Annotated in this window: 13 protein-coding genes, 3 tRNA genes, 3 rRNA genes, 2 pseudogenes and 1 riboswitch; of the genes and pseudogenes, 17 read left to right on the top strand and 4 right to left on the bottom strand. The window is 54.7% G+C overall.

The features are described from left to right. Positions 1 to 6 precede the first annotated feature (6 nt). From argB to oxyR, 3 genes are all read left to right on the top strand, one after another. Positions 7 to 783, top strand: coding sequence for an acetylglutamate kinase (argB, locus tag ABOC21_RS24470; protein WP_426813583.1), 777 nt, complete (start codon positions 7 to 9; stop codon positions 781 to 783). A gap of 70 nt (positions 784 to 853) precedes the next feature. Next, a complete protein-coding gene (argH, locus tag ABOC21_RS24465; protein WP_426813582.1) occupies positions 854 to 2,227 on the top strand; it encodes an argininosuccinate lyase in 1,374 nt (457 codons plus the stop codon). A 278-nt stretch (positions 2,228 to 2,505) separates the two neighbouring features. Then, positions 2,506 to 3,423 carry a DNA-binding transcriptional regulator OxyR gene (gene oxyR, locus ABOC21_RS24460; RefSeq protein ID WP_426813581.1) on the top strand — a complete coding sequence of 306 codons (918 nt, stop codon included), beginning with the start codon at positions 2,506 to 2,508 and terminating at the stop codon, positions 3,421 to 3,423. On the opposite strand, the gene sthA is transcribed toward oxyR, so the two are convergent. Beyond that, a complete protein-coding gene (gene sthA / locus ABOC21_RS24455) occupies positions 3,406 to 4,806 on the bottom strand; it encodes a Si-specific NAD(P)(+) transhydrogenase (protein WP_426813580.1) in 1,401 nt (466 codons plus the stop codon). The two genes, oxyR and sthA, sit on opposite strands and share 18 nt — an antisense overlap. A gap of 195 nt (positions 4,807 to 5,001) precedes the next feature. On the opposite strand from sthA, the gene fabR reads away from it, so the two are divergent. Together fabR and ABOC21_RS24445 are read left to right on the top strand one after the other, a co-directional pair. Beyond that, positions 5,002 to 5,637 (top strand): HTH-type transcriptional repressor FabR, encoded by a 636-nt coding sequence (gene fabR, locus ABOC21_RS24450; protein ID WP_045853644.1) that lies wholly within the window; start codon positions 5,002 to 5,004, stop codon positions 5,635 to 5,637. Positions 5,638 to 5,652: 15 nt separating this feature from the next. Beyond that, on the top strand, positions 5,653 to 6,012 hold the full coding sequence (locus ABOC21_RS24445) for a YijD family membrane protein (RefSeq protein ID WP_128879367.1): 360 nt from the start codon (positions 5,653 to 5,655) through the stop codon (positions 6,010 to 6,012). Positions 6,013 to 6,067: 55 nt separating this feature from the next. Here ABOC21_RS24445 and trmA read toward each other — a convergent pair whose 3' ends face one another. Then, the gene (trmA, locus tag ABOC21_RS24440; RefSeq protein WP_426813579.1) at positions 6,068 to 7,168 is read right to left on the bottom strand and encodes a tRNA (uridine(54)-C5)-methyltransferase TrmA; all 1,101 of its coding nucleotides are present in this window, start codon (positions 7,166 to 7,168) and stop codon (positions 6,068 to 6,070) included. A gap of 115 nt (positions 7,169 to 7,283) precedes the next feature. Then, positions 7,284 to 7,463: riboswitch (cobalamin riboswitch) on the top strand. A gap of 67 nt (positions 7,464 to 7,530) precedes the next feature. On the opposite strand from trmA, the gene btuB reads away from it, so the two are divergent. The 8 genes and pseudogenes from btuB to ABOC21_RS24400 all read left to right on the top strand — a co-directional run bounded on the left by btuB (position 7,531) and on the right by ABOC21_RS24400 (position 15,864). Beyond that, positions 7,531 to 9,381 (top strand): TonB-dependent vitamin B12 receptor BtuB, encoded by a 1,851-nt coding sequence (btuB, locus tag ABOC21_RS24435; RefSeq protein WP_426813578.1) that lies wholly within the window; start codon positions 7,531 to 7,533, stop codon positions 9,379 to 9,381. Next, positions 9,326 to 10,178: pseudogene (murI, locus tag ABOC21_RS24430) on the top strand (glutamate racemase). The gene btuB and the pseudogene murI overlap by 56 nt, the downstream one beginning before the upstream one ends. A gap of 393 nt (positions 10,179 to 10,571) precedes the next feature. After that, positions 10,572 to 12,111: ribosomal RNA gene (locus tag ABOC21_RS24425) — 16S ribosomal RNA — on the top strand. A gap of 85 nt (positions 12,112 to 12,196) precedes the next feature. Beyond that, a tRNA-Glu gene (locus tag ABOC21_RS24420) sits at positions 12,197 to 12,272 on the top strand. Positions 12,273 to 12,489: 217 nt separating this feature from the next. Further along, a 23S ribosomal RNA gene (locus ABOC21_RS24415) occupies positions 12,490 to 15,396 on the top strand. A gap of 91 nt (positions 15,397 to 15,487) precedes the next feature. Then, positions 15,488 to 15,603 (top strand): 5S ribosomal RNA (gene rrf, locus ABOC21_RS24410). Together the 16S, 23S and 5S rRNA genes with 3 tRNA genes alongside form the textbook arrangement of a ribosomal RNA operon. 54 nt (positions 15,604 to 15,657) lie before the next feature. After that, positions 15,658 to 15,734: transfer RNA gene (locus ABOC21_RS24405), tRNA-Asp, on the top strand. Positions 15,735 to 15,788: 54 nt separating this feature from the next. Next, a tRNA-Trp gene (locus ABOC21_RS24400) sits at positions 15,789 to 15,864 on the top strand. A 150-nt stretch (positions 15,865 to 16,014) separates the two neighbouring features. On the opposite strand, the gene hdfR is transcribed toward ABOC21_RS24400, so the two are convergent. Then, entirely contained in the window at positions 16,015 to 16,836 is an 822-nt protein-coding gene (gene hdfR, locus ABOC21_RS24395; RefSeq protein ID WP_426813577.1) for an HTH-type transcriptional regulator HdfR, read from the bottom strand. A 118-nt stretch (positions 16,837 to 16,954) separates the two neighbouring features. Here hdfR and ABOC21_RS24390 point away from each other — a divergent pair, with 118 nt between their 5' ends. Then, a complete protein-coding gene (locus ABOC21_RS24390) occupies positions 16,955 to 17,293 on the top strand; it encodes a DUF413 domain-containing protein (RefSeq protein ID WP_426813576.1) in 339 nt (112 codons plus the stop codon). Positions 17,294 to 17,316: 23 nt separating this feature from the next. Here the strand turns inward: ABOC21_RS24390 and ABOC21_RS24385 are convergent, their stop codons facing one another. Continuing rightward, positions 17,317 to 18,837 carry a YifB family Mg chelatase-like AAA ATPase gene (locus ABOC21_RS24385; RefSeq protein ID WP_426813575.1) on the bottom strand — a complete coding sequence of 507 codons (1,521 nt, stop codon included), beginning with the start codon at positions 18,835 to 18,837 and terminating at the stop codon, positions 17,317 to 17,319. Between the two features lie 353 nt (positions 18,838 to 19,190). On the opposite strand from ABOC21_RS24385, the gene ilvL reads away from it, so the two are divergent. From ilvL to ilvM, 3 genes and pseudogenes are all read left to right on the top strand, one after another. Beyond that, the gene (gene ilvL, locus ABOC21_RS24380) at positions 19,191 to 19,289 is read left to right on the top strand and encodes an ilv operon leader peptide (RefSeq protein WP_001311244.1); all 99 of its coding nucleotides are present in this window, start codon (positions 19,191 to 19,193) and stop codon (positions 19,287 to 19,289) included. 140 nt (positions 19,290 to 19,429) lie between these two features. Next, a pseudogene (ilvG, locus tag ABOC21_RS24375) lies at positions 19,430 to 21,077 on the top strand (acetolactate synthase 2 catalytic subunit). After that, positions 21,074 to 21,331 carry an acetolactate synthase 2 small subunit gene (gene ilvM, locus ABOC21_RS24370; protein ID WP_041143465.1) on the top strand — a complete coding sequence of 86 codons (258 nt, stop codon included), beginning with the start codon at positions 21,074 to 21,076 and terminating at the stop codon, positions 21,329 to 21,331. The pseudogene ilvG and the gene ilvM overlap by 4 nt, the downstream one beginning before the upstream one ends. The last annotated feature ends 1 nt before the right edge of the window (position 21,332 follow it).

The raw sequence follows: 21,332 nt of genomic DNA, 5'->3' as shown, positions 1-21,332 counted from the left end.
GGTGTGATGATGAACCCATTAATTATCAAACTCGGCGGCGTGTTGCTGGATAGCGAAGAAGCGCTGGCGCGTCTGTTTACCGCGCTGGTGAACTACCGTGAAACGCATCAGCGTCCGCTGATTATCGTGCACGGCGGCGGCTGTGTGGTCGATGAGCTGATGAAGCAGCTTAACCTGCCGGTAAGCAAGAAAAATGGGCTGCGGGTAACGCCGGCGGATCAAATCGACATTATTACCGGCGCGCTGGCGGGCACCGCCAATAAAACGCTGCTGGCGTGGGCGAAAAAGCACGGCATTGCCAGCGTTGGTCTGTTCCTCGGCGATGGCGATAGCGTTAAGGTGACTCAGCTTGCCGAAGAGCTGGGGCACGTTGGCCTGGCCCAGCCGGGATCGCCGGCGCTGATCAATACCCTGCTGGCGGGCGGCTACCTGCCGGTGGTGAGCTCTATCGGCGTGACCGATGAAGGGCAGCTGATGAACGTCAACGCCGATCAGGCCGCAACCGCGCTGGCGGCCACGCTCGGCGCCGATCTGATCCTGCTTTCCGACGTCAGCGGTATCCTTGATGGCAAAGGTCAGCGTATCGCGGAGATGACCGCGGAGAAGGCGGAGCAGCTGATTGAACAGGGTATTATTACCGACGGCATGATCGTCAAAGTGAACGCTGCGCTGGATGCGGCGCGCGCGCTGGGTCGCCCGGTGGATATTGCCTCCTGGCGTCACGCGGAGCAGCTGCCGGCGCTGTTTAACGGCACGCCGATCGGCACGCGTATTCTGGCCTGATTGAAAACATTTGCAGACGGGAAGCGCGGGGCTTCCCGGCAGAAATAAACAAATTTGAAGGAAGCACATTATGGCACTTTGGGGCGGGCGTTTTACTCAGGCAGCAGATCAGCGGTTCAAACAGTTCAACGACTCTTTGCGCTTCGACTATCGCCTGGCGGAGCAGGATATCATTGGCTCTGTTGCCTGGTCCAAAGCGCTGGTGACGGTTGGCGTGCTGAGCGCTGGCGAACAGCTGGAGCTGGAAGAGGCGCTGGGCGTCCTGCTGGAAGAGGTGCGGGCTAACCCGCAGCAAATCCTTGAAAGCGATGCTGAAGATATTCATAGCTGGGTGGAAGGCAAGCTGATCGACAAAGTCGGCCAGCTGGGTAAAAAACTGCATACCGGCCGTAGCCGCAACGACCAGGTGGCGACTGACCTGAAGCTGTGGTGCAAGGATACTATCGCCGAGCTGCTTTCCGCGAATCGTCAGCTGCAGGGCGCGTTGGTTGAAACGGCGCAGAATAATCAGGACGCCGTGATGCCGGGCTACACCCATCTGCAGCGCGCGCAGCCGGTGACGTTCGCCCACTGGTGCCTGGCCTATGTTGAAATGCTGGCGCGTGATGAAAGCCGTCTGCAGGACTCTTTGAAGCGCCTCGACGTCAGCCCGCTGGGCAGCGGCGCGCTGGCGGGTACCGCCTATGAAATCGATCGCGAGCAGCTGGCCGGCTGGCTGGGCTTCGCTTCCGCGACCCGCAATAGCCTGGATAGCGTTTCCGACCGTGACCACGTGCTGGAGCTGCTCTCCGGCGCCGCGATTGGGATGGTGCACCTGTCGCGTTTTGCTGAAGACCTGATTTTCTTTAATACCGGCGAGGCGGGCTTTATTGAGCTCTCCGATCGCGTGACCTCCGGCTCATCCCTGATGCCGCAGAAGAAAAACCCGGACGCGCTGGAGCTAATCCGCGGTAAGTGCGGCCGCGTTCAGGGCGCGCTGACCGGGATGATGATGACGCTGAAGGGCCTGCCGCTGGCCTACAACAAAGATATGCAGGAAGATAAAGAAGGGCTGTTTGACGCCCTCGACACCTGGCTTGATTGCTTGCATATGGCCGCGCTGGTGCTGGACGGCATTCAGGTGAAGCGCCCGCGTTGCGAAGAAGCGGCGCAGCAGGGTTACGCCAATGCGACCGAGCTGGCGGATTATCTGGTGGCGAAAGGCGTACCGTTCCGTGAAGCGCACCATATTGTCGGCGAAGCGGTTGTCGAGGCGATCGCGCAAGGTAAGCCGCTGGAAGCGCTGGCGCTGGCCGACCTGCAGAAATTTAGCAGCGTGATTGCCGATGATGTCTATCCCATTCTGTCGCTGCAATCCTGTCTGGACAAGCGCGCGGCCAAAGGCGGCGTTTCACCGAAGCAGGTTGCGCAGGCGATCGCCGATGCGCAGCAGCGCCTGGTTTAAGCCGGTCGCCTGCTGGAGCCTGACCGGCGCTGGAGAATGAAAACGACAAGCTCGAGCGATGCTCGGGCTTTTTTATGCAAAAAAAAGCGGACACGAGGTCCGCAAAAGTTCACGTTGGCTTTAGTTGTTCGGTTAGGGAAAACGTTGAGGCAATTCGGTGATTTTCTGATACCGGCCTCGTTTCTGGGTTTATTATTGAACAGAAAACTTGATAGGGATAATCGTTCGTTGCTATTCTATCTATCGCCATGAACTATCATGGCGACGGAGGATGAATAATGAATATTCGCGATCTTGAATACCTGGTTGCGCTAGCCGAGCACCGCCACTTTCGGCGCGCGGCGGACTCTTGCCACGTCAGCCAACCGACGCTTAGCGGGCAGATCCGCAAGCTGGAGGATGAGCTTGGAGTCATGCTGCTGGAGCGTACCAGCCGTAAGGTTCTGTTTACCCAGGCGGGCCTGCTGCTGGTGGATCAGGCGCGTACGGTGTTGCGCGAAGTAAAAGTGCTCAAGGAAATGGCAAGCCAACAGGGCGAGACGATGTCCGGGCCGCTGCATATCGGCCTGATTCCAACGATTGGCCCGTATCTGCTGCCGCATATTATCCCGATGCTGCACCAGACTTTTCCCAAGCTGGAAATGTATCTGCATGAGGCCCAAACCCATCAGCTGCTGGCCCAGCTGGATAGCGGCAAGCTCGACTGCGCTATCCTGGCGCTGGTTAAAGAGAGCGAAGCCTTTATTGAGGTGCCGCTGTTTGACGAGCCGATGATGCTGGCTATCTACGCAGATCACCCGTGGGCCAACCGCGACCGCGTGCCGATGTCCGATTTAGCCGGAGAGAAGCTGCTGATGCTGGAAGATGGCCACTGTCTGCGCGATCAGGCGATGGGCTTCTGTTTCGAGGCCGGTGCCGATGAAGATACGCATTTCCGCGCCACCAGTCTTGAAACGCTGCGTAACATGGTTGCTGCCGGCAGCGGGATTACCCTGCTGCCTGCGCTGGCGGTGCCGCAGGAGAGAAAGCGCGATGGCGTGGTGTACATTCCGTGCATTAAGCCCGAGCCGCGACGCACCATTGGGCTGGTTTATCGCCCCGGTTCGCCGCTGCGCAGCCGCTATGAACATCTGGCGGAGGCCATCCGTAGCACTATGGATGGCCATTTCGACGAAGCGTTAAAACAGGCGGTTTAAGCCGTTTAGCGCGGCTACCCGATAGGCTTCCGCCATCGTCGGGTAGTTAAAGGTGGTGTTGACGAAGTACTCGATGGTGTTACCGCCACCTTTCTGCTCCATAATCGCCTGGCCGATATGAATAATCTCGGCCGCGCGCTCGCCAAAGCAATGAATGCCAAGGATCTCTTTCGTTTCCCTGTGGAACAGGATTTTCAGGGTTCCCACGCTCATGCCGACGATCTGCGCGCGCGCCAGGTGTTTGAACTGCGCGCGACCCACTTCGTACGGGACCTTCATGGCGGTCAGCTGCTGCTCGGTTTTACCCACCGAGCTGATTTCCGGAATGGTGTAGATCCCGGTTGGAATATCTTCGATCAGGTGAGCCGAAGCCTCGCCTTTAATAAGCGCCTGCGCGGCGATGCGTCCCTGATCGTAAGCGGCCGAAGCCAGGCTCGGATAGCCGATAACGTCGCCAACGGCATAGATATGCGGCAGCGCGGTCTGATACATGCTGTTCACCTTCAACTGGCCGCGGCTATCGGTTTGCAGACCGATATTTTCCAGCGCCAGGGAGTCGGTATTACCGGTACGACCGTTGGCATACAGCAGACAGTCCGCCTTCAGCTTTTTGCCCGATTTCAGATGCATGATCACGCCATCATCTACGGCTTCAATTTTCTCGTACTCTTCGTTGTGACGAATCACCACGCCGCTATTCCAGAAGTGATAGGAGAGGGAGTCGGACATCTCCTGATCGAGGAACGCCAGCAGCCGATCGCGGGTGTTGATCAGATCCACCTTCACTTCCATCCCGCGGAAGATTGACGCGTATTCGCAGCCAATGACCCCCGCGCCGTAGATGATCACATGGCGCGGTTCGTGCTGAAGGCTGAGAATGGAGTCGCTGTCGTACACGCGCGGATGGGAAAAATCGACATCTGCCGGGTGGTACGGGCGCGAGCCGCAGGCGATAACGAATTTCTCGGCGGTGACCGTCTCGACGGTGCCGTCGTGACATTCCAGGGCGATCGTGTGTTCATCAACGAAGTGCGCGTTGCCCTGCAGGATTTCGCAGTGGTTGCGCTCATAGAACCCCTGACGCATATGGGTCTGCTGGTTAATGACGCTGTCGGCATGGTTAAGAATGTCGGCGAAGGAGGAGCGAAGAAGGCGGGAATGGTCGCTGTAGAGAGGGTTTTGGTTAAACTCGATAATACGGCTGACGGCGTGGCGGAGCGCTTTCGACGGGATGGTTCCCCAGTGGGTACAGCCGCCGCCGACATTATGGTAGCGTTCAATAACGGCAACGCGGGCTCCCTGTTTAACCAGTCCCATCGCAGCGCCTTCGCCGCCGGGGCCGGAACCAATTACTATTGCATCATAATCCCAAGAGTGCGACATGGCATTACTCACCTGTTTTATACATAAAATAAACACGATGATAACATTCGCCGCAGTTTAACCCAATTATCGTTGCGCTTTTTTGCGGCATAAAAGCATGAACGGCTCGTAAACAATCTTTCACAAACCAGTGTAAACCGATTAGTTTTATCTCTGGTATAGTGCCAGCAGGGTTACTGGAAGGATTCATACAACGTGATGGGCGTAAGAGCGCTACAAAAAGAGAAAACCCGGCGTTCGCTGGTAGAAGCGGCATTTAGCCAACTTAGCGCCGAACGGAGTTTCGCCAGCTTAAGCCTGCGTGAAGTTGCGCGTGAGGCGGGGATCGCGCCGACCTCCTTTTATCGTCATTTTCGCGATGTCGATGAGCTCGGTCTGACGATGGTCGATGAGAGCGGACTGATGCTGCGCCAGCTGATGCGCCAGGCGCGCCAGCGTATTGCCAAAGGCGGCAGCGTGATTCGCACCTCGGTCTCTACCTTTATGGAGTTTATCGGCAATAACCCGAACGCTTTTCGCCTGTTGTTGCGCGAACGCTCAGGGACTTCCGCGGCGTTTCGTGCCGCCGTGGCGCGCGAAATTCAGCATTTCATCGCGGAACTTGCCGACTATTTAGAAATCGAAAACCACATGCCGCGCGCCTTTACTGAAGCGCAGGCCGAAGCGATGGTCACCATTGTATTTAGCGCCGGCGCTGAGGCGCTGGACGTCGGGCTTGAGCAGCGTCGACAGCTGGAAGAACGGCTGGTGCTGCAGCTAAGAATGATCTCGAAAGGTGCGTATTACTGGTATCGCCGTGAACAAGAAAAAATATCAAATCATTCCGAATAACGTGAAGGACGAGCAATGAAACACTCAGTTCAAGATAAAGGTACGCTGCTGCTGGCGCTGATCGCTGGCCTATCGATTAACGGAACCTTCGCCGCGCTGTTCAGCTCGATTGTTCCCTTTTCCATCTTCCCGATTCTGTCCCTGCTTCTGACGGTCTACTGTCTGCATCAGCGCTATCAGAACCGGAGTATGCCCGTGGGGCTGCCGGGTCTGGCTGCTGCCTGCTTCATTCTCGGGGTTCTGCTGTACAGCACCGTGGTGCGGGCGGAATATCCGGACATCGGCTCTAACTTCTTCCCGGCCGTGCTGTCGGTCATTACGGTATTCTGGATCGGCTACCGGATGCGTAACCGGAAGGATGCGGCGGCAGAGTAACCGCTTTATATCAGAACCCGGCAGGCGTCGCGGTGCCGGGTTCTGTAAACATCGCCTACCTGCGGGTTAATAAGACGCCGCACTCCATATGATGGGTATACGGGAACTGATCGAATAGCGCCAGACGCGTAATGTCATGGGTCTGACTGAGCGTTTCCAGATTCTGGCACAGCGTCTCCGGGTTGCAGGAGATGTACAGAATTCGCGGATACGCCTGCACCATTTTTTCCGTTTCACTATCCAGCCCGCTGCGCGGCGGATCGACAAAAATCGTCTCACACCGGTAGCTTTGCAGGTCGATACCCTGCAGGCGGTTAAACTCCCGCACGCCGTTCATTGCCTGAGTAAACTCCTCTGCCGCCATACGGATAATCTGCACGTTATCGATATGGTTGGCCGCAATGTTGTACTGCGCCGCGGCGACGGAAGGTTTGGCGATTTCCGTGGCCAGCACGCGATCGAAATTACGCGCCAGCGCCAGGGAAAAGTTGCCGTTACCGCAGTACAGCTCCAGTAAATCGCCGGTTGCTCCTTGCGTACTCTCCAGCGCCCACTCCAGCATCTGGATATTCATCGCCGCATTGGGTTGGGTGAAGCTGTTCTCAACCTGGCGGTAGATCATTTCCCGACCGGCTACCGGCAGACGTTCGTCGATGTAGTCCCGATCGAGCTCGATTTTCGTTTTGGTTGCCCGGCCAATCAGCTGCACGTTGAGATTTTGCGCGCGCAGCGCGTCGCGTAATGCTTCCGCCTGCTGGCGCCACTCGTCGCCAAGCTTTTTGTGATACAGCAGCGATACCACGGCCTGGTTGCTCATGGTCGTCAGGTAGTCGACCTGGAATAGCTTATGGCGCAGAACCGGGTTATCGCGCACGCCGTCGAGGATGGCGACCATCAGCTGATTGATAAGCTCGCTGGCCGCCGGGAAGCTATCGACGCGAATCCGCGATTTGGTCTGCTGGTCAAACATGATGTGGTAGAGATCGTCGCCATCGTGCCACAGGCGGAACTCTGCGCGCATGCGGTAGTGGCTGACCGGCGAACGAAATACCTCCGGAACCGGGGCGGCAAAAGGCGCCATCATTTTTTGCAAACGAATGACTTTCTCTGCCAGCTGCGCTTCATATTGTTCGGTTGGAAGGTGTTCGGGGGTCATGATGCATCCTGAATAAAATAAGTACGCGGGGATTGTAGGGAAAGCATCGGGGAAGTCCAGCCCGGATGAGGGATCAAATATAATTATAGAAGTCTGGACTTCTATATGTTTCTGATTATAGCATTGTGTAACCGGTCCTGTGAGTTAAAAGGGAACCCAGTGTGAATCTGGGGCTGACGCGCAGCGGTAAGGAAGGTGGGATGAACGCAATCTGCAGACACTGCCGATATTCGGTGGGAAGTCCTCATCCATAAAACGCCCCGAGCCCGAAGACCTGCCGGTATACGTCGCATTTGGTTTCTATCATCGCGTGCTACTGATGAAACCCGCGGCATCCTTTATATGTTACGGATGCTTTTACAATGATTAAAAAAGCTTCGCTGATGACGGCTCTCTCCGTCACGGCATTTTCTGGCTGGGCGCAAGACAGCAATTCAGACACGTTAGTGGTGACAGCAAATCGTTTTCAACAGCCGGTTAATACGGTCCTTGCGCCGACCGATGTGGTTACCCGGGAAGATATCGATCGCTGGCAATCAAAGGATTTAAACGACGTGATGCGTCGTCTGCCGGGCGTTGACATTGCACAGTATGGCGGGATAGGGCAGAGCTCCTCTTTATTTGTTCGCGGTACCGAAGCGCGGCATGTTCTGGTATTGATCGATGGTATTCCAATGTCACGGGCAGGTATTGCCAACACGATTGATATTGGACAGATTCCGGTGTCGCTGGTCCAGCGAATTGAATTCATCCGCGGCCCGCGTTCTGCGGTTTATGGCTCTGGGGCGATTGGTGGCGTGGTGAATATCATTACGATGACCGATTCAGAGCGTTCGCAGATTAACGCAGAGATGGGGACGAACGGCTATCAGCAGTACGACGGTACCTTCAATCATCGCTTCGGCGATACCGTTGTGACGGCCGCGGGCGCTTACCAGACAACCAAGGGGTTTAACGTTCAACCCGACTCAACCTACAGTGATGACAGCGATCGCGATGGCTATCGCAATAAGTTGTTCTGGGGCGGGGTACAGCATAAATTCAATAATAATTTCTCTGGTTTCTTCCGCGGCTACGGCTACTCCTCAAATGCGGACTACGACCAGGGGTCCGGGGGTTATGCTGGTGGCGGTGATGAAAACCAGAGTTACACCCAGTCCTGGGATACGGGTCTGCACTATAACTCTGGAATCTACTCGTCTCAGCTGATCGCTAACTATCAGCATAGTAAGAATTACAACTACAATGGCCTGGTTGGGCGCTATGGGCCTGGATCCAGCCTGGATGATATGGAACAGCGTTATATCCAGTGGGGTAATAATGTTGAAGTGGGGCACGGGGCGATAAGCGGTGGCGTTGACTGGAAACAGGAGAAGCTGCAGTCCAGCGGCACAACCAGTACGGATGTTTACAAACGTGATACCACCGGACTCTATATTACCGGGCAGCAACAAATTGACAGCGTAACCCTGGAAGCATCTGGTCGTGAAGATCATGACGAGCAGTTTGGCTGGCATGGAACCTGGCAAACCGCCGCGGGATGGGAGTTTGTTGATGGCTATCGGGCCACGCTATCTTATGGTACCGGCTTCCTGGCGCCATCATTGGGTCAACAATTTGGTGCAGAGCGTTTTGGGATTGCTTCGAATCCTAATCTGAAACCGGAAGAGTCGAAACAGTGGGAAGCTGGGCTTGAGGGACTCACCGGACCTGTTGACTGGCGCCTGTCTGCGTATCGCTATGAGATTCAGAACCTCATCGACTACGACAATAGCGCGTACTACAACGTGAAGTCTGCGACAATTAAAGGGCTGGAATGGACGGGGAATCTTACCACCGGTCCGGTAGACCATCACCTGACTTTGCAATATGTCGACCCACGTGATGATGAAACTGATAAGGTTCTTTATCGCCGTGCGAAACAGCAGGTGAAGTATGAATTGACAGGAAAGGTATACGATCTTGGCTGGAACGTTGCCTATCAATATATTGGTCAACGCTATGACAGCGCCTATGATTCAGCCACATATACGTCCCATGACGTTAAATTAGGCGGCGTTAGCCTCTGGGATGTCGGTTTATCATATCCAGTCACCTCACATCTCACAGTTCGTGGTAAAATAGCCAACCTGTTCGATAAAGATTACGAGACAGTTTATGGCTACCAAACTGCAGGACGAGAATACACCTTGTCTGGCAGCTACACCTTCTGATCCACGTCCCACCGTGCTGGTGTTTGACTCCGGCGTCGGTGGGTTGTCGGTTTATAATGAGATTCGGCAGCTGCTGCCGAATCTGCATTACATCTACGCTTTCGATAACGTGGCTTTTCCTTACGGGGAGAAGAACGAAGAGTTCATCGTTGAGCGCGTGCTTGAAATTGTCACCGCTGTTCAGCAGCGTTATCCGCTGGCGCTGGCCGTTATTGCCTGCAACACCGCAAGTACCGTTTCTCTTCCCGCTCTTCGTGACCGCTTTGCTTTTCCCGTTGTGGGCGTGGTTCCGGCGATTAAGCCTGCGGCCCGCTTGACGGCTAACGGCGTCGTCGGCCTGCTGGCGACGCGCGGTACGGTCAAACGCCCCTATACGCGTGAGCTGATCAGCCGTTTTGCTAATGAATGCAAAATAGAGATGCTGGGTTCCGCAGGAGCTGGTCGAGCTGGCGGAAGCGAAGCTGCACGGCGAGCCGGTGCCGTTGGATGAACTGCGGCGCATCCTGCGCCCGTGGCTGCGAATGGCCGAACCGCCTGATACGGTGGTGCTGGGCTGCACCCATTTCCCTCTATTACAGGAAGAGCTGCAGCAGGTGATGCCGGAAGGGACGCGAATGATTGATTCCGGTGCCGCCATCGCCCGTCGTACCGTCTGGCTACTGGAGCATGAGGCGCCGGATGCGAAATCCAGCGATCCAAACCTGGCATACTGCATGGCGCTGACGGCGGAAACTGAACAGCTTTTACCCGTTTTACAGCGCTACGGCTTTGAAACGCTGGAAAAACTGCCAGTTTAGGCCCGTTTTGGTGAAAAAAGAGGCGGTTGAAAAGTTTTTTGCAAACAGGGCTTGTCAACGTCGGAGAACTCCCTATAATGCGCCTCCACTGATACGGAACAACGGCTAGCATGCCGCCGGGTCAGCAGGCTTCAGCGCTGAATATCAGCCGCGAAAGCCGACGGAGAAAAGCAAAATAAACGCTTGACTCTGAATGAGGAAAACGTAATATACGGGACCTCGCGACAGAGCGCTAAAGCGCGTCGCACCTGCTCTTTAACAATTTATCAGACAATCTGTGTGGGCACTCAAAGTGACATGGATTCTTAACGTCTTCGGACGAAAAATGAATACCAAGTCTCTGAGTGAACATACGTAATTCATTACGAAGTTTAATTCACGAGCATCAAACTTAAATTGAAGAGTTTGATCATGGCTCAGATTGAACGCTGGCGGCAGGCCTAACACATGCAAGTCGAACGGTAGCACAGAGAGCTTGCTCTCGGGTGACGAGTGGCGGACGGGTGAGTAATGTCTGGGAAACTGCCTGATGGAGGGGGATAACTACTGGAAACGGTAGCTAATACCGCATAACGTCGCAAGACCAAAGTGGGGGACCTTCGGGCCTCATGCCATCAGATGTGCCCAGATGGGATTAGCTTGTAGGTGAGGTAATGGCTCACCTAGGCGACGATCCCTAGCTGGTCTGAGAGGATGACCAGCCACACTGGAACTGAGACACGGTCCAGACTCCTACGGGAGGCAGCAGTGGGGAATATTGCACAATGGGCGCAAGCCTGATGCAGCCATGCCGCGTGTATGAAGAAGGCCTTCGGGTTGTAAAGTACTTTCAGCGAGGAGGAAGGCATTAAGGTTAATAACCTTAGTGATTGACGTTACTCGCAGAAGAAGCACCGGCTAACTCCGTGCCAGCAGCCGCGGTAATACGGAGGGTGCAAGCGTTAATCGGAATTACTGGGCGTAAAGCGCACGCAGGCGGTCTGTTAAGTCAGATGTGAAATCCCCGGGCTCAACCTGGGAACTGCATTTGAAACTGGCAGGCTTGAGTCTTGTAGAGGGGGGTAGAATTCCAGGTGTAGCGGTGAAATGCGTAGAGATCTGGAGGAATACCGGTGGCGAAGGCGGCCCCCTGGACAAAGACTGACGCTCAGGTGCGAAAGCGTGGGGAGCAAACAGGATTAGATACCCTGGTAGTCCACGCTGTAAACGATGTCGACTTGGAGGTTGTTCCCTTGAGGAGTGGCTTCCGGAGCTAACGCGTTAAGTCGACCGCCTGGGGAGTACGGCCGCAAGGTTAAAACTCAAATGAATTGACGGGGGCCCGCACAAGCGGTGGAGCATGTGGTTTAATTCGATGCAACGCGAAGAACCTTACCTGGTCTTGACATCCACGGAATTCAGCAGAGATGCTTTAGTGCCTTCGGGAACCGTGAGACAGGTGCTGCATGGCTGTCGTCAGCTCGTGTTGTGAAATGTTGGGTTAAGTCCCGCAACGAGCGCAACCCTTATCCTTTGTTGCCAGCGATTCGGTCGGGAACTCAAAGGAGACTGCCAGTGATAAACTGGAGGAAGGTGGGGATGACGTCAAGTCATCATGGCCCTTACGACCAGGGCTACACACGTGCTACAATGGCATATACAAAGAGAAGCGACCTCGCGAGAGCAAGCGGACCTCATAAAGTATGTCGTAGTCCGGATCGGAGTCTGCAACTCGACTCCGTGAAGTCGGAATCGCTAGTAATCGTGGATCAGAATGCCACGGTGAATACGTTCCCGGGCCTTGTACACACCGCCCGTCACACCATGGGAGTGGGTTGCAAAAGAAGTAGGTAGCTTAACCTTCGGGAGGGCGCTTACCACTTTGTGATTCATGACTGGGGTGAAGTCGTAACAAGGTAACCGTAGGGGAACCTGCGGTTGGATCACCTCCTTACCTGAAAGAACCTGCCTTTGTAGTGCTCACACAGATTGTCTGATGAAAAGTAAATAGCAAGGCGTCTTGCGATTGAGACTTCAGTGTCCCCTTCGTCTAGAGGCCCAGGACACCGCCCTTTCACGGCGGTAACAGGGGTTCGAATCCCCTAGGGGACGCCACTTGCTGGTTCGTGAGTGAAAGTCACCGACCTCAGTATCTCAAAACTAACTCAGTGAGTTATGTTTGAGATATTTGCTCTTTAAAAATCTGGATCAAGCTGAAAATTGAAACGACACACTGTTTCCTTTCTCCGTAATAAGAAAGGAAAAATGGTGTGTTCGAGTCTCTCAAATTTTCGCAACGCGGACTGTTTTACGAAACAGCTTCGGGTTGTGAGGTTAAGCGACTAAGCGTACACGGTGGATGCCCTGGCAGTCAGAGGCGATGAAGGACGTGCTAATCTGCGATAAGCGTCGGTAAGGTGATATGAACCGTTATAACCGGCGATTTCCGAATGGGGAAACCCAGTGCAATTCGTTGCACTATCGTTAAGTGAATACATAGCTTAACGAAGCGAACCGGGGGAACTGAAACATCTAAGTACCCCGAGGAAAAGAAATCAACCGAGATTCCCCCAGTAGCGGCGAGCGAACGGGGAGCAGCCCAGAACCTGAATCAGTTTGTGTGTTAGTGGAAGCGTCTGGAAAGTCGCAGGGTACAGGGTGATACTCCCGTACACTAAAATGCACATTCTGTGAGTTCGAAGAGTAGGGCGGGACACGTGGTATCCTGTCTGAATATGGGGGGACCATCCTCCAAGGCTAAATACTCCTGACTGACCGATAGTGAACCAGTACCGTGAGGGAAAGGCGAAAAGAACCCCGGCGAGGGGAGTGAAAAAGAACCTGAAACCGTGTACGTACAAGCAGTGGGAGCACCCTTCGGGGTGTGACTGCGTACCTTTTGTATAATGGGTCAGCGACTTATATTCTGTAGCAAGGTTAACCGTATAGGGGAGCCGCAGGGAAACCGAGTCTTAACTGGGCGTTAAGTTGCAGGGTATAGACCCGAAACCCGGTGATCTAGCCATGGGCAGGTTGAAGGTTGGGTAACACTAACTGGAGGACCGAACCGACTAATGTTGAAAAATTAGCGGATGACTTGTGGCTGGGGGTGAAAGGCCAATCAAACCGGGAGATAGCTGGTTCTCCCCGAAAGCTATTTAGGTAGCGCCTCGTGAACTCATCTTCGGGGGTAGAGCACTGTTTCGGCTAGGGGGTCATCCCGACTTACCAACCCGATGCAAACTACGAATACCGAAGAATGTTATCACGGGAGACACACGGCGGGTGCTAACGTCCGTCGTGAAGAGGGAAACAACCCAGACCGCCAGCTAAGGTCCCAAAGTCATGGTTAAGTGGGAAACGATGTGGGAAGGCCCAGACAGCCAGGATGTTGGCTTAGAAGCAGCCATCATTTAAAGAAAGCGTAATAGCTCACTGGTCGAGTCGGCCTGCGCGGAAGATGTAACGGGGCTAAACCATGCACCGAAGCTGCGGCAGCGACGCTTATGCGTTGTTGGGTAGGGGAGCGTTCTGTAAGCCGTTGAAGGTGGCCTGTGAGGGTTGCTGGAGGTATCAGAAGTGCGAATGCTGACATAAGTAACGATAAAGCGGGTGAAAAGCCCGCTCGCCGGAAGACCAAGGGTTCCTGTCCAACGTTAATCGGGGCAGGGTGAGTCGACCCCTAAGGCGAGGCCGAAAGGCGTAGTCGATGGGAAACAGGTTAATATTCCTGTACTCGGTGTTACTGCGAAGGGGGGACGGAGAAGGCTATGTTAGCCGGGCGACGGTTGTCCCGGTTTAAGCATGTAGGCGGAGGCTCCAGGTAAATCCGGAACCTTTTAACGCTGAGGTGTGATGACGAGGCACTACGGTGCTGAAGTAACAAATGCCCTGCTTCCAGGAAAAGCCTCTAAGCATCAGGTAACAACGAATCGTACCCCAAACCGACACAGGTGGTCAGGTAGAGAATACCAAGGCGCTTGAGAGAACTCGGGTGAAGGAACTAGGCAAAATGGTGCCGTAACTTCGGGAGAAGGCACGCTGATGGTAAGTGAAGCGACGTGCTCGTGGAGCTGAAGTCAGTCGAAGATACCAGCTGGCTGCAACTGTTTATTAAAAACACAGCACTGTGCAAACACGAAAGTGGACGTATACGGTGTGACGCCTGCCCGGTGCCGGAAGGTTAATTGATGGGGTTATCCTTAGGGAGAAGCTCTTGATCGAAGCCCCGGTAAACGGCGGCCGTAACTATAACGGTCCTAAGGTAGCGAAATTCCTTGTCGGGTAAGTTCCGACCTGCACGAATGGCGTAATGATGGCCAGGCTGTCTCCACCCGAGACTCAGTGAAATTGAACTCGCTGTGAAGATGCAGTGTACCCGCGGCAAGACGGAAAGACCCCGTGAACCTTTACTATAGCTTGACACTGAACACTGGTCCTTGATGTGTAGGATAGGTGGGAGGCTTTGAAGCGTGGACGCCAGTCTGCGTGGAGCCATCCTTGAAATACCACCCTTTAATGGCTGGTGTTCTAACGTGGGCCCGTGATCCGGGTTGCGGACAGTGTCTGGTGGGTAGTTTGACTGGGGCGGTCTCCTCCCAAAGAGTAACGGAGGAGCACGAAGGTTAGCTAATCCTGGTCGGACATCAGGAGGTTAGTGCAATGGCATAAGCTAGCTTGACTGCGAGCGTGACGGCGCGAGCAGGTGCGAAAGCAGGTCATAGTGATCCGGTGGTTCTGAATGGAAGGGCCATCGCTCAACGGATAAAAGGTACTCCGGGGATAACAGGCTGATACCGCCCAAGAGTTCATATCGACGGCGGTGTTTGGCACCTCGATGTCGGCTCATCACATCCTGGGGCTGAAGTAGGTCCCAAGGGTACGGCTGTTCGCCGTTTAAAGTGGTACGCGAGCTGGGTTTAGAACGTCGTGAGACAGTTCGGTCCCTATCTGCCGTGGGCGCTGGAGAATTGAGGGGGGCTGCTCCTAGTACGAGAGGACCGGAGTGGACGCATCACTGGTGTTCGGGTTGTCATGCCAATGGCATTGCCCGGTAGCTAAATGCGGAAAAGATAAGTGCTGAAAGCATCTAAGCACGAAACTTGCCCCGAGATGAGTTCTCCCTGACTCCCTGAGAGTCCTGAAGGAACGTTGAAGACGACGACGTTGATAGGTCGGGTGTGTAAGCGTAGCGATACGTTGAGCTAACCGATACTAATGAACCGTGAGGCTTAACCTTACAACGCCGAAGCTGTTTTGGCGTGAGACGATAATCAGCTTGATACAGATTAGCTGACAGGCCTTGTGGCGTGTTGGTCAAACAGAATTTGCCTGGCGGCACTAGCGCGGTGGTCCCACCTGACCCCATGCCGAACTCAGAAGTGAAACGCCGTAGCGCCGATGGTAGTGTGGGGTCTCCCCATGTGAGAGTAGGGAACTGCCAGGCATCAAATTAGCAGTAAACCGGGGCAATAAACCGGTTGTGGTAAAGAAATTCGGTGGAGCGGTAGTTCAGTCGGTTAGAATACCTGCCTGTCACGCAGGGGGTCGCGGGTTCGAGTCCCGTCCGTTCCGCCACTTATTAGAAAATTAAGCCTGCTTAACCAGCAGGCTTAATAATAAGCAGTATTTAGGGGCGTAGCTCAGTTGGTAGAGCACCGGTCTCCAAAACCGGGTGTCGCGAGTTCGAGTCTCTCCGCCCCTGCCATATAATAATCCTTTGCTTCGGCAAAGGATTTTTTTTGCCTGAAATTCCCTGATATTACGATCGCTCAACGCTCAACGCTCAACGCTCAACGCTCAACGCTCAACGCTCAACGCTCAACGCTCAACGCTCCCCGTCCCTGGAGCGGTGCGCTTATTCCAGGATGCTGGTTTTCAGAATCTCACGGATCTGCGCCTGTTTATCACTGTTTTGCAGCCAGATGGCGTACAGCGGGCGCGAAAGCGTGGTGCCATCCGTTACCGGATGAAGAGCGTTCTTACCCTTTGCCCAGTGCGTTGGTAGCCACGTACAGCCATTGAGGGGAGCGAGCTGCTGGTACGCCAGCTCAGCGGAACTAGTGGTAAGCAAAGGTACGTCGTCGCTACCAATCAATCCGACTTCATTTTGTTGAAAGTCCGGTCCCCATTCCAGGCGCAGGTAATTCAATTCGCTTTTGTTTTTAACCGGCGTCGCGCAATAAAGGGTCAGCGTAAAATTACCGAGCAACTGGCTACTTAACTCATCCATCTTCGGCGATTCTGTCGTGATCAGCAGATCAAGCTGCCGTTCATGCAGCTGTTTGACCAGCGACTGACGCTGGGCAATACGGGCTTCAAACTGTAGGTTATAGGGCTCCCTGTACAGCTTCCCGAGCCATCCGTTAAGCATGCACTCCCAAAGTGATGCGCTGCCGCCAATTGAAAACTCATTGTGTCGGGAGGAGTTAGCAACCTCTTTACGCGCGGCCTGCCAGGTATTCATTAGCGTCTCAGCATAGGGAAGCAGCTTCTCTCCGGCCGGAGTCAAACGGATATTGTTGCGATGGCGGGTAAACAGGTTAACGCTAAGCTGATTTTCCAGCTGACGAATACGAAAGCTAACCGCTGACTGCGTCAGGTAAAGCGCCTCCGCCGCTCGCCCAAAGTGGCGAGTTCTGCTCACCTCGAGGAAAGTTTTGAGCAATTCCGTATCCACACTCTTCTCCACAAAATTATTTGTCGTAATGATTTAAATCTTTTGTTTTACACTCTGTCAAGCGTAACTAATACTCCGCGCCATAAATAGCTCGGCCGAAGAATCAGGAGTGTGTAGGATGGCGGAAAGCTTTATGACGACTAATCGTTTTTTCGATAATAAAAATTATCCGCGCGGGTTCTCCCGTCATGGTGATTTCACCATCAAAGAGGCGCAACTGCTGGAACAGCATGGTTATGCCTTTAACGAACTGGAACTGGGTAAACGCGAACCTGTCACTGAAGATGAAAAACAGTTTGTTTCGGTATGCCGCGGTGAACGTGAGCCGGTAACAGAAGTAGAGCGCGTGTGGATTAAGTACATGGCGCGTATTAAGCGGCCTAAGCGTTTCCATACGCTCTCCGGCGGTAAACCGCAGGTAGAAGGCGCTGAAGATTACACTGAAAGCGATGAGTAAGAAAAAGGGCGAAAGCCCTTTTTTTATGGCATAAGCTTTTGCAGATGGTTCAGCATCCGGTCTATCGCCCGATAGCCCAGCGCCTCCTGCAGATGATGGCGTTCGATACGCGGATCGTGCTTTATATCGGCAATAGTCCTTGCCACCTTAAGCAACCGTTGCCAGGCCCGTATAGAGAGTCCCAGCTGCGTCAGAGTCTGCTCAAGCCAGATAGCATCGTTCTTATTCAACGGGCACCAGGTTTTCATCTCGCTATTGTCTAAATCAGCGTTGAGCTTGTTCTGTCGGGCCAGTTGCTGCTCACGCGCGGCAAGAACCCGCCGGCGTACCGTCGCGCTGTCCTCCCCACCACCACCTTGCTGGCTGAGCACTCCGGGCGGCGGTAGCGGTATTTCTAAAGATAGATCGAAGCGGTCAAGGAAGGGGCCGGACAGCCGCCCCAGATAGCGCAGCGTCTGCTCGGGGGAGGCGCGATTGTGATGGCCCTGATAATGTCCGGTTGGGCTGGGATTCATGGCCGCAATCAGTTGGAAATGCGCCGGATAGTCAATTTTTGCTCGGGTACGAGAAATATGTATCTTTCCCGATTCAATTGGCTCACGCAGGGCGTCCAGCACTCTGCGTTCAAACTCCGGCAGCTCGTCAAGAAACAGCACCCCATTATGGGCCAGCGAGATCTCGCCGGGCGCGGGTATGGCGCCACCGCCGACCATTGCTGCGACCGAAGCGCTGTGGTGCGGGGCGCGAAATGGCCTGTGACGCCACCGCGTGGTCGCGTAGTTGGTGCTTACCAGACTGAGAATAGCCGCGCTTTCAAGCGCTTCCTGATTGCTTAACGGGGGCAGTAATCCAGGCAACCGGCTGGCAAGCATCGTTTTCCCTGTACCCGGAGGGCCGATTAACAGCAGGTTATGCCCGCCGGCCGCAACGATTTCCAGCGCGCGCTTGCCCTGCTGCTGGCCAATGACGTCGCGTAAATCGTGGCGTGTTTCCTGCGGATCTTCTGCCGCCGCCACGGGCGAGGGGAGCGGATGCTGCCCTGCCACAAAGGCGCAGACCTCCTGCAGATGTCCGGCGATAAGGCAGCCGCTGCCGCCAATCAGCCCCACTTCGGCCGCATTATCTTCGGCAACAATAATTTGCCGTTTGGCCCTGATGGCCTCCATTGCGCTGGAGATAGCGCCAGGAACGCCGCGTAGGGCCCCTGTAAGCGCGAGCTCGCCGATAAACTCATATTGATTCAATCCGGGAGCCTTCAGCTGCTCGGAAGCGACCAGAAGCGCAAGAGCGATGGGGAGATCGTACCGCCCTCCCTCTTTTGGCAAATCGGCAGGCGCGAGGTTGATGGTGATTTTTTTCGCCGGAAAGGTATAGCCGCTGTTGATGATTGCGCTGCGTACCCGGTCACGAGCCTCCCTCACGGTTGTTTCCGGTAGCCCAACCATAGTTAGTCCGGGAAGGCCGCTGCTGATATGAACCTCAATGGTGATAAGCGGGGCGCTGATACCGAGAGCGGCCCGTGTGTAGACGATCGCGAGTGACATAGTGCCTCCTGAGTGTGGGCATCATGTCGGCAACGTCGTCATTAGTCATCCGCAGGAACTGCGCTTTACGCGCCACGTTCCAGATAATTCGCCGCAGATCGTTACATACTTTTCGTTATTGAACCCGGCTCGCAGACTGTCGCCAGGGCAGGATGGCGCGTGATAAAAAGCTATACGGCAAGGTGATAAATTGAAATATCTTCACTTTATATTTTTCCCATTAAAAACAATTGTTTTACGGGAAATCGTTAGCATGATAAGAAAGCGAGCCATAAAAAAATCTTGTGTTTAACGTGACGTCTGTGGTACCTCTTTAGGTATTCCTTCGAACAAGAAGCCAGAAAGTACATAAAATGACAGCCCTTCTACGAGTGATTAGCCTGGTCGTGATTAGCGTGGTGGTGATTATTATCCCACCGTGCGGGGCAGCACTTGGACGAGGAAAGGCATAGAAATCAAGCCTTAACGAACTAAGACCCCCGCACCGAAAGGTCCGGGGGTTTTTTTATAACTTAAAAATGACAGGCGGAGAGCAGAAAATGAATATCAGCATAAAATTCTGTTTCTTCCGATCTATAACGGGGAAGTAACTATGAATGGCGCGCAGTGGGTAGTACATGCTTTGCGGACACAGGGAGTCGATACGGTTTTCGGCTATCCGGGTGGCGCGATTATGCCGGTTTACGATGCTTTGTATGACGGCGGCGTGGAACACCTGTTGTGCCGTCACGAGCAGGGAGCAGCCATGGCGGCCATCGGCTATGCGCGGGCAACCGGTAAAACGGGCGTTTGCATCGCGACCTCCGGCCCTGGCGCGACGAACCTGATCACCGGCCTGGCGGATGCCCTGCTGGATTCTATTCCCGTTGTTGCGATTACCGGCCAGGTGGCGGCACCGCTTATCGGTACCGATGCTTTTCAGGAAATCGACGTGCTGGGCCTGTCGCTGGCCTGTACCAAACATAGCTTCCTGGTACAGTCTCCGGAAGAGCTGCCGCGGATCATTGCTGAAGCTTTCCGCGTTGCGAACTCAGGCCGCCCCGGTCCGGTGTTGGTCGATATTCCGAAAGATATTCAGCTGGCGACCAGCGAATTCGAGCCCTATTTTTCCACGGTCGCTGATGACGTTACCTTCCCCTACGCCGAGATTGAGCAAGCGCTGCAGATGCTGACTCAGGCGCAAAAGCCGATGCTGTACGTCGGCGGCGGCGTCGGTATGGCGCAGGCAGTTCCCGCCCTGCGTGAGTTTATTGCGGTTACGCAAATGCCGGCGACCTGTACGCTGAAGGGGCTGGGTGCGGTTGATGCAGAATATGCCTATTACCTGGGTATGCTGGGCATGCATGGGACGAAGGCGGCTAACCTGGCGGTGCAGGAGTGCGACCTGCTGATTGCGGTAGGGGCGCGTTTTGACGACCGCGTGACCGGCAAGCTGAATACTTTTGCTCCGCATGCCAAAGTTATCCATATGGATATCGATCCGGCGGAGCTGAACAAGCTGCGTCAGGCGCACATTGCCCTGACCGGCGATCTCAATACGCTGCTGCCGGCCCTGCAGCAGCCGCTGGCTATTGACGCCTGGCGTCAGCACAACGCGGAGCTGCGCGCCGAGCACGCATGGCGCTATGACTATCCGGGCGAAGGTATCTACGCCCCGCTGCTGCTCAAGCAGCTTTCCGATCGCAAACCGCCTGAAAGCGTGGTGACCACCGACGTAGGCCAGCATCAGATGTGGTCTGCACAGCATATGATCTACACCCGTCCGGAGAATTTCATCACCTCCAGCGGCTTAGGGACGATGGGCTTCGGCCTGCCGGCGGCGGTCGGCGCTCAGGTCGCGCGCCCGAACGATACGGTAATCTGTATCTCCGGTGACGGCTCCTTCATGATGAACGTTCAGGAGCTGGGCACCGTAAAACGCAAGCAGCTGCCGCTGAAGATCCTGCTGCTGGATAATCAGCGTTTAGGCATGGTTCGCCAGTGGCAGCAGTCTGTTTTTCCAGGAGCGTTATAGCGAAACGATCCTCACCGATAACCCCGATTTTGTCACTTTGGCCAGCGCCTTCGGCATTCCTGGCCAACATATCACCCGTAAAGACCAGGTTGAAGCGGCTCTCGACACCATGCTTTCGAGCCAGGGGCCATACCTGCTTCATGTCTCAATCGATGAGCTTGAGAATGTCTGGCCGTTGGTGCCGCCCGGCGCCAGTAACTCAGAAATGCTGGAGAAATTATCATGATGCAACATCAGGTCGCCCTGCAGGCCCGCTCCAACCCGGAAACCTTAGAGCGCGTGCTGCGCGTGGTACGCCATCGTGGCTTTCAGATTTGCGCCATGAATATGGAGACCGCCGCGGATACCCGCAATATAAATATCGAATTGACCGTTGCCAGCCAGCGGCCCGTCGAATTACTGTTTAGTCAATTAAGCAAACTGGTGGACGTTGCCTGCGTCGAAATCCAGCAACCCACATCACAACAAATCCGCGCATAGG

This window comes from Klebsiella sp. WOUb02, assembly GCF_050058015.1.
GTDB lineage: Bacteria > Pseudomonadota > Gammaproteobacteria > Enterobacterales > Enterobacteriaceae > Klebsiella.
This window is presented reverse-complemented; position numbering and strand designations above follow the sequence as displayed.